The 15514-nt window shown below is 49.8% G+C and carries 14 protein-coding genes; 8 read left to right on the top strand and 6 right to left on the bottom strand.

From position 1 onward, the window contains the following. The first annotated feature begins 59 nt into the window (after positions 1 to 59). Positions 60 to 1373, top strand: a complete 1314-nt coding sequence (gene brnQ, locus ACUHGC_RS01945) for a branched-chain amino acid transport system II carrier protein (protein ID WP_446834011.1) — start codon at positions 60 to 62, stop codon at positions 1371 to 1373. 82 nt (positions 1374 to 1455) lie between these two features. On the opposite strand, the gene ilvC is transcribed toward brnQ, so the two are convergent. Beyond that, positions 1456 to 2937 (bottom strand): ketol-acid reductoisomerase, encoded by a 1482-nt coding sequence (gene ilvC / locus ACUHGC_RS01940; RefSeq protein ID WP_446834010.1) that lies wholly within the window; start codon positions 2935 to 2937, stop codon positions 1456 to 1458. Positions 2938 to 3072: 135 nt separating this feature from the next. Here ilvC and ilvY point away from each other — a divergent pair, with 135 nt between their 5' ends. Then, the gene (gene ilvY / locus ACUHGC_RS01935) at positions 3073 to 3948 is read left to right on the top strand and encodes an HTH-type transcriptional activator IlvY (protein WP_446834009.1); all 876 of its coding nucleotides are present in this window, start codon (positions 3073 to 3075) and stop codon (positions 3946 to 3948) included. A 270-nt stretch (positions 3949 to 4218) separates the two neighbouring features. Here the strand turns inward: ilvY and ACUHGC_RS01930 are convergent, their stop codons facing one another. Then, a complete protein-coding gene (locus tag ACUHGC_RS01930; RefSeq protein WP_446834008.1) occupies positions 4219 to 4602 on the bottom strand; it encodes an endonuclease domain-containing protein in 384 nt (127 codons plus the stop codon). 285 nt (positions 4603 to 4887) lie between these two features. Between ACUHGC_RS01930 and hxpB the strand changes: the two genes are divergently transcribed. The 6 genes from hxpB to ACUHGC_RS01900 all read left to right on the top strand — a co-directional run bounded on the left by hxpB (position 4888) and on the right by ACUHGC_RS01900 (position 11477). Beyond that, a complete protein-coding gene (gene hxpB, locus ACUHGC_RS01925) occupies positions 4888 to 5631 on the top strand; it encodes a hexitol phosphatase HxpB (RefSeq protein WP_446834007.1) in 744 nt (247 codons plus the stop codon). Then, on the top strand, positions 5628 to 7130 hold the full coding sequence (locus ACUHGC_RS01920; protein WP_446834006.1) for a helicase HerA-like domain-containing protein: 1503 nt from the start codon (positions 5628 to 5630) through the stop codon (positions 7128 to 7130). Before hxpB ends, ACUHGC_RS01920 begins: the two co-directional genes overlap by 4 nt. Before the next feature lie 321 nt (positions 7131 to 7451). Then, entirely contained in the window at positions 7452 to 8567 is a 1116-nt protein-coding gene (locus ACUHGC_RS01915; RefSeq protein WP_446834005.1) for an ESPR domain-containing protein, read from the top strand. Next, complete coding sequence (locus ACUHGC_RS01910) at positions 8558 to 8809, top strand: hypothetical protein (RefSeq protein ID WP_446834004.1); 252 nt, start codon at positions 8558 to 8560, stop codon at positions 8807 to 8809. Before ACUHGC_RS01915 ends, ACUHGC_RS01910 begins: the two co-directional genes overlap by 10 nt. 113 nt (positions 8810 to 8922) lie before the next feature. Continuing rightward, on the top strand, positions 8923 to 9339 hold the full coding sequence (locus tag ACUHGC_RS01905; protein WP_446834003.1) for a hypothetical protein: 417 nt from the start codon (positions 8923 to 8925) through the stop codon (positions 9337 to 9339). After that, positions 9306 to 11477 carry an autotransporter outer membrane beta-barrel domain-containing protein gene (locus ACUHGC_RS01900; protein ID WP_446834002.1) on the top strand — a complete coding sequence of 724 codons (2172 nt, stop codon included), beginning with the start codon at positions 9306 to 9308 and terminating at the stop codon, positions 11475 to 11477. The genes ACUHGC_RS01905 and ACUHGC_RS01900 overlap by 34 nt, the downstream gene beginning before the upstream one ends. A 75-nt stretch (positions 11478 to 11552) precedes the next feature. On the opposite strand, the gene ACUHGC_RS01895 is transcribed toward ACUHGC_RS01900, so the two are convergent. Genes ACUHGC_RS01895 through ACUHGC_RS01880 form a run of 4 tightly spaced genes read right to left on the bottom strand, consistent with a single transcriptional unit; the run spans position 11553 to position 15513 of the window. Further along, the gene (locus tag ACUHGC_RS01895) at positions 11553 to 12617 is read right to left on the bottom strand and encodes an endonuclease/exonuclease/phosphatase family protein (protein ID WP_446834001.1); all 1065 of its coding nucleotides are present in this window, start codon (positions 12615 to 12617) and stop codon (positions 11553 to 11555) included. A 24-nt stretch (positions 12618 to 12641) separates the two neighbouring features. Beyond that, positions 12642 to 13730, bottom strand: coding sequence for an ABC transporter ATP-binding protein (locus ACUHGC_RS01890; protein WP_446834000.1), 1089 nt, complete (start codon positions 13728 to 13730; stop codon positions 12642 to 12644). Between the two features lie 20 nt (positions 13731 to 13750). Beyond that, positions 13751 to 14614, bottom strand: coding sequence for an ABC transporter permease subunit (locus tag ACUHGC_RS01885; RefSeq protein ID WP_446833999.1), 864 nt, complete (start codon positions 14612 to 14614; stop codon positions 13751 to 13753). 23 nt (positions 14615 to 14637) lie between these two features. After that, the gene (locus ACUHGC_RS01880) at positions 14638 to 15513 is read right to left on the bottom strand and encodes an ABC transporter permease subunit (protein WP_446833998.1); all 876 of its coding nucleotides are present in this window, start codon (positions 15511 to 15513) and stop codon (positions 14638 to 14640) included. Between the last annotated feature and the right edge of the window lies 1 nt (position 15514).

Here is a 15514-nt window from a genome sequence, read left to right as displayed (position 1 = left end):
TCTCTAAAAAATATGACTTTTATAGTATCATCGTCGAATTTTAAAAATAAAGAGTAAAGGTGACGCAGATTATGTTATCCCGCAAAGAGATTGCCATTTTGGGCATGATGATTTTTTCGCTGTTTTTGGGCGCCGGCAATATTATTTTCCCGCCGATGGAAGGCTACCACGCCGGTTCGCACTGGCTGTGGGCGGCGCTTGGATTTATTTCGACCGGCGTGCTGATGCCGTTTATCACCTTGTTGGTGGTGTCGGTTAAAGGGCGCGGCGAGGAGCTGTCGTTAGACTTGCCGAAATGGCTGGAGGTGGCGTTTTGGTCGATTTTATATTTGGTGATCGGTTCCACCTTCGCCATGCCGAGGATCACCAATGTGGCGTATGAAATGGCGTGGCAGCCGCTGAACCTGTTTAACGGCGAGTATTCGCATATTCTGTTTGCGATTGCGTTCAACTTGATTGCGCTGTTCTTTATGCTTGGGCGCAGCACTATGATTTCCAGCATCGGCAAATATATGGCGCCGCTGCTGTTAATCCTGTTAGTGGTGGTCGGCATTGCCGTGCTGGCTAATCCGCTGTCCGACATCGGCTTGCCGAGCCATGCGTATGCCGAAAATTCGGCAGTGGCAACCGGCTTGGTCGGCGGCTATCAAACCATGGACGTGTTGTCGGCAATGGCATTCGGTGGCATTGTTGCCAGGGCGTTAGCGGTGAAAGGCGTGGCACATAAAAGTGCGGTGTTGAAATACACCCTGGGCGCCGGCGTGGTTTCGGTGGTGCTGCTATCCGCGTTATATTTATGCCTGTTCTATTTAGGCGCCACCAGCCAGCAAGTGGCGGCAAGTGCCACCAACGGCGGGCAAATTTTTTCCGGTTATGTCAATCAACTGTTCGGCAACGCCGGTTTACTGCTGATGAGCGGCATTGTATTACTGGCAAATTTAACCACCTTGGTCGGGGTCACCAGCGCAGCTGCCGACTATTTTTCACAATTCCACCCGCGTTTGAGCTATAAATTTTTCGCGATCCTGTTCACCTTTGCCACCATTATTATCGCCGAAGCCGGACTCGACACCCTGCTGCGGGTCACCATTCCGGCGTTGTTGTTGATCTATCCGATGGCGATTATGCTGGTGGTGCTGCAACTGCTGCGACCGCACTTGCCTGCCGTCCGTTTCAGCTACCGCGTGACAATTTCAGTGGTGTTGCTGTTCAGCCTGTTCGACAGCCTGAACAATCTCGGCTGGCTGCCACCGCAACTTGATACGCTGTTAAGCCAAGTACCGTTTTATCATCTAGGTTTAAGCTGGGTGATGCCTGCGGTGATTACACTGTTGTTGAGCGTATTGTTCGGCAAGAGAGCTGCTGCGGCTTGATTTAAGATTAAGATTTGGCATAAAAAAATCCCTTCGATTTTCATCAAAGGGATTTTCAGCATTAAAGTGCGGTCAGTACAAATTAACCTTGTGAAGCAATGCGTTTCATGTCGGTCATGTAGCCGCGCAGTTCTTGTCCGATGTATTCGATCGGGTGATTGCGGATTGCGTCATTCACATCGCGCAGTGTCACGTTGTCGATTTCAATCGTTGGAGTCGGTTCGCCCAAATCACCACGCTGCAAGGTCGGGATAATGCTGTCACGCAGGATTGGGGTTGCCACGTTGGCGAACAAATAGTTGCCGTATTCTGCGGTGTCGGAGATCACTACGTTCATTTCATACAGGCGTTTGCGTGCGATCGTGTTGGCAATCAACGGCAATTCGTGCAGCGATTCATAATAGGCGGATTCTTCATAGATGCCGCTTGCCACCATGGTGTCAAACGCCAATTCCACGCCTGCTTTCACCATTGCAACCATCACCACGCCGTTATCGAAAAATTCTTGTTCGGAAATTTTGATGCCGTCGGCTTTCGGCGCATTTTCAAATGCGGTTTTGCCGGTTTCTTCACGCCATGTCAGCAAGTTCACATCGTTGTTTGCCCAGTCTGCCATCATCGTTGAGGAAAACTCACCGCTGATAATGTCGTCCATGTGTTTTTCAAACAGGAACGCCAATTCATCTTTGATCTGTTCAGACAGCTCAAACGCACGCAGTTTTGCCGAGTTCGACAAGCGATCCATCATCAGCGTGATGCCGCCTTGTTTTAACGCTTCGGTGATGGTTTCCCAGCCGTATTGAATCAATTTGCCGGCATACGCAGGGTCTTTGCCGTCCGCCACCAATTTGTCGTAGCACACGATAGAACCGGCTTGCAGCATACCGCACAGAATGGTTTGTTCGCCCATTAAGTCGGATTTCACTTCCGCCACGAAAGACGATGCCAAGCAGCCTGCACGGTGTCCGCCGGTTGCAGCCGCCCACGCTTTCGCAATCGCCCAGCCCTCTTCTTGCGGGTCGTTTTCAGGGTGCACCGCAATCAAGGTCGGCACACCAAAACCACGTTTGTACTCTTCACGCACTTCGGTGCCCGGGCATTTTGGCGCCACCATCACCACGGTGATGTCTTTACGGATTTGCTCGCCCACTTCCACAATGTTCAAACCGTGAGAATAGCCCAACGCTGCGTCTTGTTTCATCAATGGCATCACCGCTTTCACCACCGCAGAGTGCTGTTTGTCCGGTGTGAGGTTAATCACTAAATCTGCTGTCGGGATCAACGCTTCATAAGTGCCGACATTAAAACCGTTTTCGCTGGCACGGGTGAAAGAAGCACGTTTTTCATCAATCGCTTCTTGACGCAATGCATAGCTCACATCTAAGCCGGAATCACGCATGTTCAAGCCTTGATTTAGCCCTTGCGCACCACAGCCGACGATCACCACTTTTTTGCCTTTCAGGTAGTTCGCTTCATCGGCAAACTCTTCACGCTGCATAAAACGGCACTGCCCCAGTTGTTCCAATTGCTGACGCAAGTTCAATGTATTGAAGTAATTAGACATACTCTTTCCTTTTAAATAGGTTAAAAAACGTCCTAATGGACAAGTGCGGTCAGTATAGACTAAAATCATAGTTGCGAAAATTGATATTATTACAACTTATGATTGCATTATTTGCAATAACGCACAGGCAAGCCGATGAATTTTCAAGAGATCAAACTGTTTTTGGATTTAGCCGAGAACCGTAACTTCAGCCAGACCGCACTTCAGCACCACATGAGCCCGTCCACGCTGTCGCGTCAAATTCAAAAAATGGAAGCGGAACTGAAACAGCCGCTGTTCTTACGGGATAACCGCCAGGTCAGCCTGACTGAAGCCGGTAACACATTTTTGCAATATGCGCTCTCCGCATGGCAACGCTGGCAACAGGTGAAAGCCCAACTGCAACCCAATCAGCAGGAATTAAGCGGTGAATTAAAGCTGTTCTGTTCGGTCACCGCCGCCTACAGCCACTTGCCGCCGATTTTGGAAGCCTTTCGCCGCCACTATCCGAAAGTGGAAATCAAGCTCACCACCGGCGATCCTGCCAATGCGATTGAGCAAGTGCGGTCGCAGCAGGCGGATCTGGCGTTGGTCGGTAAGCCGTTGAAGTTATCGGATAATATGGATTTTCATTTTATCGATCATATTGAATTATCACTGATTGCCCCGCGCGTAGCTTGCCCATCCACCCGTTTATTGCAGCAACAACCGATTGATTGGGAACAGATTCCGTTTATCCTGCCGGTCGCCGGACCGGTGCGCGAGCGGATCGATTTGTGGTTTAAGCAGATGAACATCAAAAATCCGCAAATTTATGCTTCGGTCAGCGGACACGAGGGCATCGTGCCGATGGTCGCTCTCGGCTGTGGCGTGGCGCTGCTGCCGAATGTGGTGATTAAAAACAGCCCGATGAGCGGACAAGTTTCCCATCTCGAACTGCCGATCTCCGGTAAAGCATTTGAACTGGGCGTTTGTGTACAGAAAAAACGCCTGCAACAGCCGTTAATCAGCGCATTTTGGGGGATTTTGTAGCCTTGCCCCTCCCTCTGCCCTACGGGCATCTCCCTCCGTGAACGGAGGGAGAGAAATACTTCTTTATTTACTTCTATTTGCAAAGAAAAAACAATGCTTTCGCCCTCTCCGTTTACGGAGGGGCTTCCGACGGCTGGGGGAAGGAAATCAATTTATCTGAACGCCCCTCCCTCTGCCCTACGGGCATCTCCCTCCGTGAACGGAGGGAGAAAAATACTTCTTTATTCACTTCTATTTGCAAAGAAAAAATAATGCTTTCGCCCTCTCCGTTTACGGAGGGGGCTGCCGAAGGCTGGGGGAGGGCTCAATAAAAGACCAAATAATCTCTAATACGCTTTCCATTTCACGCAATATTTCATCATTCCAAAAACGAATCACCCTAAAACCCTGCGTTTCTAAATAGTGCGTCCTCTCTTCATCATATTGCTTTTGCTTGTCTTCATTATGTTGTGAGCCATCTAATTCAATGATTAACTGTATATCAAAAGAAAGAAAATCAACAATATAACCTCCTATGATTTTTTGTCGTAAAAATTTTATCCCTCCAAGTCGCCGATTTCTCAAATGATACCAAAGGTTTTGTTCCGCATCTGTTGGATTGGCTCTTAACTGTTTAGCATACTGACGTAATCTTGCGTTTTCATTTGTGCGCATAATATTATTCCTCATTTGTCCTAAAGTAAGGAATGATAGTTTTTTGAGTAGATAATAGAGGATATTGTGATTAAAATTGGAACAGAGATCGGAAAAACAATATTCCCTCCCTCTGTCCTACGGACATTTCCCTCCGCAAGCGGAGGGAGAGAAAGATACTATTCTTTTTCCTCTGCCTAATAAAGAAAGGAGAATATCTTTTACCCTCTCTGTTTACGGAGGGAGCTATCGAGGGAGAAGATAAATAACATTATTCAATATCATATTAAATTAAAAGGAGAAACCATGCTAAAAGCTGTGATTTTTGATATGGACGGGATTTTGATTGATTCCGAGCCGGCTTGGGAAGCGGCGAAATTTGAGGTGATGCAGCGGATTTGTGGTATTCAAATCACTCAAGCCGATGCCGATGCCACTGTCGGCAAGCGGGTGGAAGATATTGCTTATGCATGGTGCAAACAGTTCAATCTTGCGCCGGAAAAACAGCAGCAAATCAGTGAAGAAATGAACAACACGGTGATCAAGTGGATAGCACAGCACGGCGAGGCGTTGCCCGGGGTGCTCGGCTCGTTGCAATGGCTGCAACAAAGCGGGTTAAAAGTCGCGCTGGCATCGTCGTCAAATATGCAGGTGATTAATACAGTGGTCGACACGCTGCAACTGCGTGACTATTTTGTTTCGCTCAATTCCGCCAATGAGTTGCCATACGGCAAGCCGCACCCGATGGTGTATCTCAGCACCGCTGAAAAACTGGGCGTTTCGCCGCTGGAATGCTTAGCGATTGAGGATTCGGTTAACGGCGTGATCGCCGCCAAGGCGGCACAAATGAAAGCGGTTGCCATTCCGCCGCAAGCCTTGCAGCAAGATCCGCGCTACAGCATTGCCGATCGCCGCTTGGATTCGTTATTAGAACTGCCGTCGCTGCTACACCGGGAAATTGGCAGCACAAAGTGCGGTTTAACCTTTCGTCAACAAGGTAAATCCGTTATTATCAGCGCCAACCATTGCTTACAGAAGGATATTTTATGAGCCACTACGCACTCGCCCAAACCAAACAGGGCAAAACCCTTTCACTCACTGCCAAAATGGCGAACCGCCACGGCTTAATCGCCGGTGCGACCGGCACCGGCAAAACCATCAGCTTGCGCAAACTCGCGGAAGCATTCAGTGATGACGGCGTACCGGTGTTTTTAGTGGATGTGAAAGGCGATATTTCCGGCTTAGTAAAAGCCGGTGAGTTGCAAGGCAAAGTCGCCGAGCGCATCGAGCAATGTGAGCTGGGCGGCGAAAGTTATCTGAGCGGCTATCCGGTGTCATTTTGGGACGTGTTCGGTGAAAGCGGTATTCCACTTCGCACCACGATTTCTGAAATGGGTCCGTTACTGTTATCTCGCTTGCTGAATCTGAACGCCACCCAAGAGGGCTTGCTGAATCTGGTGTTCCGTGTGGCAGACGATAAAGGCTTGTTACTGATTGATTTAAAAGATCTGCGTGCCATGCTGAAACACGTTGCCGACAATGCCGCCACTTATCGGGTGGAATACGGAAATGTTTCCGCCGCCAGTGTCGGCGCAATTCAGCGTTCATTGTTGACCTTAGAAAACGAAGGAGCAAGCGAACTGTTCGGCGAACCCGCACTGAATCTGGACGACTGGCTGCAAACTCGGGACGGACGCGGTGTGATCAATATTCTGAATTCAGAAAAGTTAATCAACTCTTCGCGAATGTACGGCGCATTTCTGTTGTGGCTAATGGCGGAGCTGTTCGAGCAGCTGCCGGAAGTGGGTGATCCGAAAAAACCTAAATTCGTGATGTTTTTCGATGAAGCCCATTTGCTGTTTGACGGCGCACCGAATGCCTTAGTGGAAAAAGTGGAACAAGTGGTGCGCCTGATTCGCTCTAAAGGCGTTGGGGTGTATTTCGTCACCCAAAATCCGCTCGACTTGCCGGACAGCGTATTGGGGCAGCTGGGCAACCGGATTCAACACGCCTTGCGTGCGTTCACGCCGCGCGATCAAAAAGCGGTGAAATCCGCCGCCGAAACCTTCCGCAGCAATCCGGAGGTGAATGTGGTGGAAGCGATCACCGCACTTGGCGTCGGCGAGGCGTTAGTGTCTTTCTTGGACGAAAAAGGTATGCCGACTCCGGTCGAAATCGCCTATATTTATCCGCCGAAAAGCCAACTGAAGCCGATCAGCACCGAACAGCGCAGCGCATGGGTGAAAGACGATGATCTGTATCCGTTCTATCGAGATTATGTCGATAACGAATCGGCATTTGAAGTGCTGAACGCCGAGCAGCAAAGCCTGCAAGCGGTTGCCGAAAAACAGCAGCAACAGGCGGAAGAGGAACAAAACGGTTTAATGGGCAGCCTCAGCCGCATGATTTTCGGCACCAAAAAGCGTGGCGAACAACTGACCATGACCGAGCAAGTGGTCAGCAGCGTCAGTAAAAGTGTCGGGCGCAATATCCGCAACCAAATCACCCGCCAAATTGTGCGCGGTATTTTAGGCGCACTGAAAAAATAGCCGTTTAATGAGACCTCGCAATCGCCGAAACCTTGTACCATCTATCGGGTACAAGGTTTTCTGGGGCGATAACCGTAGGTATTTTTGCCGAACAATATTATAAAATAGAGATTGAATTACTGCCCAATCCGTTTCCCACGATAAATCTAAAACAAGCAACACTTCAACAGCATCACCTCGCCTTTAATTGTAACGAAACGCTTAAACTTTCTTTAATTTACACTGATTTGCCCACCCCCGCTATTTCATATTCTGTATAATTAGTTAAATTTTACAAAATCCACGCATTCTTATTACATTTACTCCTTGGGGTGATTATTTATGAACCATATTTTCAAATCAATTTACAATACCGCTCTTGGCACTTGCGTTGTTTGCTCAGAGCTGAGCAGAGCTAAAGGTAAGAGAGCCAGCAGCAGCGTCGGTGGTGCGGCTACCGCACTGGCGTTGACCGCTGTCGGCAGCTTTTTTCCGTTTGATTCCGTTTATGCGGCATGTCGGGATGTGTCGCGTGCATCCAATCTTGCCGTATATGCTTCCGGTGGCGACACCTGTGATGCCACACACCCCTCATACAGCAGAAATAACGTTGCTGTTTCAACCGGAGATGGCTCTGTTCTAAACTTTATTCAAGACAGCGTTAAATTAGACGGCGAAGGCGTTAGGGGGCATATTTTAAGTATCGGTGGTTCAAATGCAGGCTCTCTTCCCACCGCACCGGGGGCAACTGTAAATGCAAATAATTTAACCGTTGTTTCAGAATATGCTTCCTCCTATCCAAGCCACCTTATTTATATTCGTTCTGGCACAGGTGCTGTTGGGGGGCAAAATACCTTAAACGTCGAGGGGTCATTAACAACAAGACACGATGCTAGTTCAGGAACATCACTGTTTTTGGACGCGGCTAAAAATGCAAATGGCGAAGATCTTCTCGGTGGCGTTGTCAACGTTAAAAATAACATAGATATGACCAGTCGTTTTGCCGACAGTATCCGGCTGTATGGTAAAAGTGCTCAAGTCAATATCGGCGGCAATCTGAATATCATCAATAACAGTACTTCCGTGGGGCATCGTGCTATTCGCATGCATAACGCTGCCGAAACCGCTGTCGGTGGCAATTTATCTATCACAACCCAAAATGCCGGCGGTATTGAAGGCGAATCAAGCGCCACCCTGACCGCACTTGGCACAAGCCGTATCGGCACCCAAGGTGATGGTGCCACGGCAATTTCCTTAACCGGCGGAAGTGCGGTGCAGCTTGCCAACAACAGTGTCGATATCACTACTCAAGGTGCTAATGCCCATGCGGTGGTGATTAACGGCGCAGGTGCGGCAGCTATTGGGGCGAACAGCCAAGCCCTGAGCGATGCAAACAATGAAGTTTGGTCGATTCCGGCAATAGCATCAGCACCAGTGGCGCAGATGCGGTGGCGGTGAAGCTCACCTCTGCCGGAAATCCAATCAATGTTGAACAGACCGGCGGCTCAATTTCTGCAATAGGCGACAATGCGGCGGCTATGGAATTGACCTCAACCGCTGATGGTGCGATCTCCGCAAACGTTATTAATTTAAGTGCCCATAAAGGCATTGCATTAGATGCGAGCAATGAAAGCGGCAACTCAGCCCTCACACTCCTACTGATAACGCAGCTATATACGGTGAAACCGGTATTCGATTAGCCTCCAACTCCGCAGATTCAATCAATAACATTACCTTAAAAGACAGCAGTGAGATTCGTGGCAATCGTATCGGTATCGATACTAGAGATAGTCTCGGCACAAACCATATTAATGTGTCAGGTACAAATGCTTCAATTTACGGCACAGATACCGATCTTTCGATTGTCGGTGGTGAAGGCAAAGAAAAGGTGAATTTAAGCTCAAATTCCACCATCTGGGACGGTGTTGATTTAGGCGGCAATGACGACAGTTTCGATGCGACCTCCGGTACCGTCTTCGGCAGCATCAACATGGGTGAGGGCGATGACATCGCAACCTTAAATGGGGAGGATGTCACAATTTTCGGACAGTTAGAATTTGGCAAAGGTGATGACCAACTCATCGCAACCGCTGGCACGATAATGGATGATATTTTAATGGGCGATGGCTCTGATACCGCCATTTTAAACGGAAACTATCAAGTGATGGCGGGAAAGTGCTTGATGGCGGTGATGATGTGTCTGCAGCCGATGGTTGGATCGACAGCCTGACCTTTAACGGTAGAACCGGCAGTCTCAACGGCGCGCAATTCACCAATTGGGAAAAAATTACGCTTGAAAATTCCAATGTGGAGCTAACCAAAACATTAACCACCGGCACAGAAGACGTCTTAGGTTTATTTATCAACAGCAACAGCCGCCTGGACATGTATTCGAGTGTCAACGGTGCGGTGAATAATCAGGGTATACTGACGTTGAGTGGTATGAACAGCATCAACGGTAATGTCTTGAATAACGGCGAGCTGACACTCAAAAGCAGCAGCGCCGCCATCAACGGCAATATGGAAAATCAAAAAGACCTGATTTTAGCCGCTATGAACGGCAGCATTACCGGCAATATGCTGAATTCCGGTACAATTTATTTAAACTCGACAGTAGAAAATAATAGCTTCACGCCGCAAACATTAACCATTAATGGTGATTATCAAGGCGTTAGCGGTTCTCAGTTAGTGGTTAACAGCAAATGGGACGATCCGAACAACCTGACAACCGACACCTTGGCGATTACCGGCAGCGCAAGCGGCAGCACCAGCGTTTCGGTGCCGAGCAAGATTTTGGGTAATGTCACTCGTGCGGATCAAGCAAAAATATCGAATGTTGCAGTGATCACCGTGGCAGAAGAGCAGAGTGATACGGTCTTTAGCGGCAGCGCTGAAACCTCTAACGCCGGAGAAGCGCAATTAGTCAAAGTTGGTAATGACTACCACTGGACGTTAATAGCGTTACCACAACCTGAGCCGCAGCCTGAACCGCAACCTGAGCCGCAGCCTGAACCACAGCCTGAACCGCAACCTGAACCGCAACCTGAGCCACAACCGGAACCACAGCCGGAACCACAGCCTGAGCCGCAACCTGAACCGCAACCTGAGCCACAACCGGAACCACAGCCGGAACCACAGCCTGAGCCGCAGCCTGAGCCGCAGCCTGAGCCGCAGCCGGAACCGCAGCCGGAACCGCAGCCTGAGCCGCAGCCGGAACCACAGCCTGAGCCGCAGCCGGAACCACAACCTGAGCCGCAGCCGGAACCACAACCTGAGCCGCAGCCGGAACCACAGCCTGAGCCGCAGCCGGAACCACAACCTGAGCCACAGCCTGAACCACAACCGCAACCAATACCGAATGGTCCGACCATTATTGCTCAACCTGTGTCGGGTTATTTATTAACACAAAGTATGTTGTTCAATATGGGCTATTCACAACTGGGCAAATTGCATGAGCGTATGGGTGAGCAGCATGGTAAATTGGATCGCGGGGCACAACATCAGCCTCTGGCTTGGGCTCGTTTATATCTTGATCGTCTAACGTTGAACGGCAAAAACCGCTTCGGTGTAGAGATCAGAACCGGCTTTGTACAACTGGGCAGTGATTTAGTGGCGAAAAGTTGGACAGCTCAGTCCGGCGAAGAGTATCGTCGCCATGGCGGTATCATGTTCACGCACGGTTGGGGAAAACATGACTTCAATGACCGCTATCGTGCGGAAAACGGTTATGTTGTTGCCGATAAATACACCGGCCGTGCGAAAAGCCAAACATGGAGCTTGGGCGGTTACTCAACATGGTATGCTGAAAACGGCAGTTATTTAGACTTAGTCGGTCAATTTGCTTACTTGCGCAACCAATATCACAGCCGCAACGGGGTAAAAGCGAATCAATACGGCCACAGCATTGCGCTGTCTGCCGAAATCGGCCGCCCTTATGCGTTGAATGATAACTGGTTAGTTGAGCCACAAGCGCAGTTAAGTTATCAATTACTACACTTGCGCGGCTTCAATGACGGCACTCGCAATGTACACGATGTTACCAAACACGGTGTGCGTGGGCGTGTCGGTGGCCGTTTAGCCTGGAATGCCGATGCGGGCGAGCGCGCGAAAACCGTGTATTTCACCTCAAACGTATTGCATGACTTCTCCGGTCGCACCCCAAGTTTGACTGTCGGCAGTGAACGTATTGCCGAGCGTTTAGGTTCAACCTGGTGGGAAGCCGGTGTCGGCGGACAAATTGCAGTGGCGAAATCCACTTATTTGTACGGTGACGTGCGCTATCAACACGCATTCGGCAGCAATCCGAGCAACGCCGGGGCGGCACGCGAAGGCGTACACGGCAATATCGGGATTCGCTATAACTGGTAATCCAGCGGTATTATCGAAAAACAAAACCTTGTGGGCTAACGCTCACAAGGTTTTTTCGTTTTGGGACAAGTGCGGTCAGCTATTCTTTTTCGGATAGACCCAATCCGCTAAAATCGGTTCGTGATCGGAAAGCGGCGTGCCATCGGGGGTAAAGGCGGAGAGAATTTCACTGTGCGAACAGCGAATATTTTTAGCACAAAACCAATCCAGTTTCTGTTGCCGGGTTTGGCGCAGGGTGATGCGTGAATGGTGGGTGGTAACGCCCTCAGGGTTAGCTTTCCAGTGATAACCCAGCTGTTCCATGCTGTTAAATAGCGGTTCGGCACGGTGATCCAAGCCGTCGGCAAGGTTGTTGCCGGTGTTGAGATCGCCGCCGATAATCACCGGCATATCCGGTTTAAACTGTTGGCAGGCTTGCGCTAACGTCAGCATCTGCTGCTCGCGGTAGTGAACGTCTTGATTCACATTGCTTTCCAAATGGGTGCTAACCAGCAGCAGATTGCCTTGTGCGGTCGCCACTTCCGCCAACAGCGCCATGCGTCCGCCAATCCGTGCTTCGCCAAAATGCTCGCCGACTTTTTGCCCGTTAAACCAATGTCCGTGATCGTCAAAACGCAACATCGCCACCGATTTAAACGGCACTTTGCTGAGAATCGCATTGCCATGCCAGCCTTTGCTGTTGAAGTCGTCAGTTGCCAGTTTGCGTTCGATTTCACTGCCGAGATCCAGCTCTAGAAATTCAACGCCGTACAGATAGTACATTCCCAGCTCTTTCGCCAGCGCCTGGGTGGTGTGGCGCTGTTGAGTGCGTGCCATGCCGTTGTCCATTTCCGACAGCAGCACAATATCCGGATTGTGCTGGCGCAACAAAACCGCACTTGCACTCACATCTAAACAACGCTCCAAGTTCCACGCCACCACGCGGAAATGGCGCGACAACTGCCGCCCCAAACCTTGATGACCGCACTCGATACTTTGCAAGCAAGGCAGCTGCATATAGCTGCGGTGGGTTTCGCGGCTGCGCTCCGCCTGCGAAATCTCGCTGAACGTCTGTTTCGGAACGGGCTCCAGCGCCGAGCAGATTCGGGTGATTAACGGAATCTGCGGTTGTTCGGGTTCAAGTGAATACGCCAGTGACATACGCGCCTCCTTTATTTGCGATGATTACAGATCGGTGTGATAAATTGCCTGCCCGCTTTCGGCGTCGAACAGGTAAATATCCCGGCTGGCAACGCTAAAATAGACGTTGTCTTCAGACGAAATATTGTTCATCTCGGTCACCGCCAATAGCGGCTGGCTGCCTAAGTTGCCATGGATCACCCGCTGCGCGCCGAGATCTTCCACCACTTCGACCGCCAGTAAAAACGGATTTTCCACTTCCGGCTTTTGGTGCGAAAGCTGAATTTTTTCCGGACGGATGCCGATCTTAAATGCCTTGCCCTGCCAGCTTGACGGCAGATCAAAGTGCGGTTTGAAATAGTGCCCGCTCGGCAGCCGCAACACGCCCTGTTGTAACGTGGCATCCAGAATATTCATCGCCGGCGATCCCATAAAGGTGGCGACAAACAGATTGGCGGGCTGGTGATAAATCTGCTTCGGTGTGCCGATCTGCTCCACTCTGCCGGCGTTTAAAATCACGATTTTATCCGCCATGGTCATCGCTTCCACTTGATCGTGGGTGACATACACCGCGGTGATGTTCAGCCGCCGCTGCAACGCTTTAATTTCAAGCCGCATGGTGTTGCGCAGTTTGGCATCAAGATTCGACAGCGGTTCGTCAAACAGGAACAGTTTCGGCTCGCGTACAATCGCGCGCCCCATCGCCACCCGCTGTCGCTGCCCGCCGGACAGCTCTTTCGGTTTGCTGTCCAGATATTCGCTCAGCTGTAACAGTTTGGCGGTGGCTTCGACCCGCTTTTGGATTTCCGCTTGCGGATATTTACGGTTAATCAAGCCGTAGGCAAGATTTTTAAACACCGTCATGTGCGGATACAGCGCGTAGTTTTGGAACACCATTGCGATATTGCGATCGGCAGGTTCCAGATCATTAATCCGCTCATCGGCAAGATACATATCGCCGGAGGTGATCGATTCCAAACCGGCAATCATGCGTAACAAAGTGGATTTGCCGCAGCCGCTCGGGCCGACAAACACCACAAATTCGCCGGCTTCAATGCTGATATTGGCATTGTGGGTTGCGGCTTTGCCGTTAGGATAAATTTTACTGACGTTTTTAATTTCTAATGCTGACATAATTTTCTCTTATTCCTTCGCTATTTATCGGAATCAACCAAGCCTTTGATAAACCATTTTTGGAACAGCACCACCACCAACACCGGCGGCGCAATCGACAACACCGCCAGCGCAAACGCGCGGTTATAGGCGGGAATTTTGCCGTCGTCCAACACATTGATGATGTCTTTGATCCCAAGCAGCAGGGTTTTAAAACTGTCGTCGGTGGTCATCAGAATCGGCCATAAATATTGATTCCAACCGACCACAAACATAATAATAAAAATCGCGGCGATCATCGCTTTCGACAGCGGTAATAAAATATCGATAAAGAAGCGCCACGGTCCGGCGTTGTCCATTTTGGCCGCTTCGATCAACTCGTCGGGAATCGACAAGAAAAACTGGCGGAAGAAAAAGGTGGCGGTCGCCGAGGCGATCAACGGCAGAATCAAGCCGGTGTAGCTGTTCACCATGCCGAGCTGCGCCACAATTTCATACGACGGAATGATCCGCACTTCCAGCGGTAACAGTAGCGAACTGAAGATAATCCAGAACAAAAACGTGCCCATCGGGAAGCGGAAATACACAATCGCATACGCCGCCAGCATCGAAATAATGATTTTGCCGATTGCAAAGCCAAAGCCCAAAATCAGCGAGTTTTTCAGCATAGTTAAGCCGCTGGCGCCTTTGATTTGAGTCGAAACATCATTCAAAAATACGCTGGAACTGCCGAACAGCAGATCGCGATAGGTGCTGATAAATTCATCTCCAAACCAGAATTGAATGCCGTTACGCGCCAGATATTCGGCGCTGTGGGTTGACGAGGTGAGTGCCATCCAAACCGGCAGCATTAAAAAAATCACACCGACAATTAAAATCAAGTGGTCAAAAATTTTATGTCTCATATCACATTCCTTTTGCCGGGCAATTAATAATGCACTTTCTTTTCGAGGAAGCGGAATTGAATCACGGTCAGCAACATCACGAAAATCATCAACATCACCGATTGTGCCGAGCTGCCGCCCAAGTCCGCACCTAAAAAGCCGTCTTGGTAGATTTTATACACCAAGGTTGAGGTCTCGCCGCTCGGACGACCGCGGGTTAAGGTGTCGATGATGCCGAAAGTTTCAAAAAAGGCGTAGGTGATATTGATCACCAGCAGGAAAAAGGTGGTCGGTGCGAGTAATGGGAAAGTGATGGTCCAAAAGCGTTTGCTGCGGCTTTTGCAGTCGATTTCCGCCGCCTCTTTCACCGAATTGGGGATGCCCTGCAAACCGGCGATAAAATAGACGAAATTCACACTCACCTGTTTCCAAACGGAGATTAGCACCAGCGCCAAGGTGGCATCAAACGAATCCAGTTTGTGATCGAACGCCCACATTTGGTTAAACAGTTTGTACATCGGGCCGACGTGGGAATCGAACAGGAACACCGCCAACAGCCCCGCCACCGCCGGTGCAATCGCATAAGGCCAGATGATCAGGGTTTTATAGCTATTTTTGGCGCGAATCACGTGATCCGCCTTCACCGCCAGCAATAACGAAATCGCTAACGAAAAAAAGGTGACTAACACCGAAAAAATCAAGGTGAAACGGAATGAGCCGTAGTAGTTCGGGTTGCTCAACACATCAATATAGTTTTGCAAGCCGACAAAGGTGGAACTGAAGCCGAACGGATCTTCCAGATAAAAGCTCATATTGACCGATTGCAACGCCGGCCAGACGAAAAATACTGCAATAATCAGCAACTGCGGCGCAATAAACAGGTATGGTAGCGCAGAATGTTTAAACGTTCTTTTGTTCATA

The sequence above is a fragment of the Testudinibacter sp. P27/CKL/0425 genome (assembly GCF_052931395.1).
Note: the sequence above shows the minus strand (reverse complement) of the source record. Positions and strands in the feature narration are given on the sequence as shown.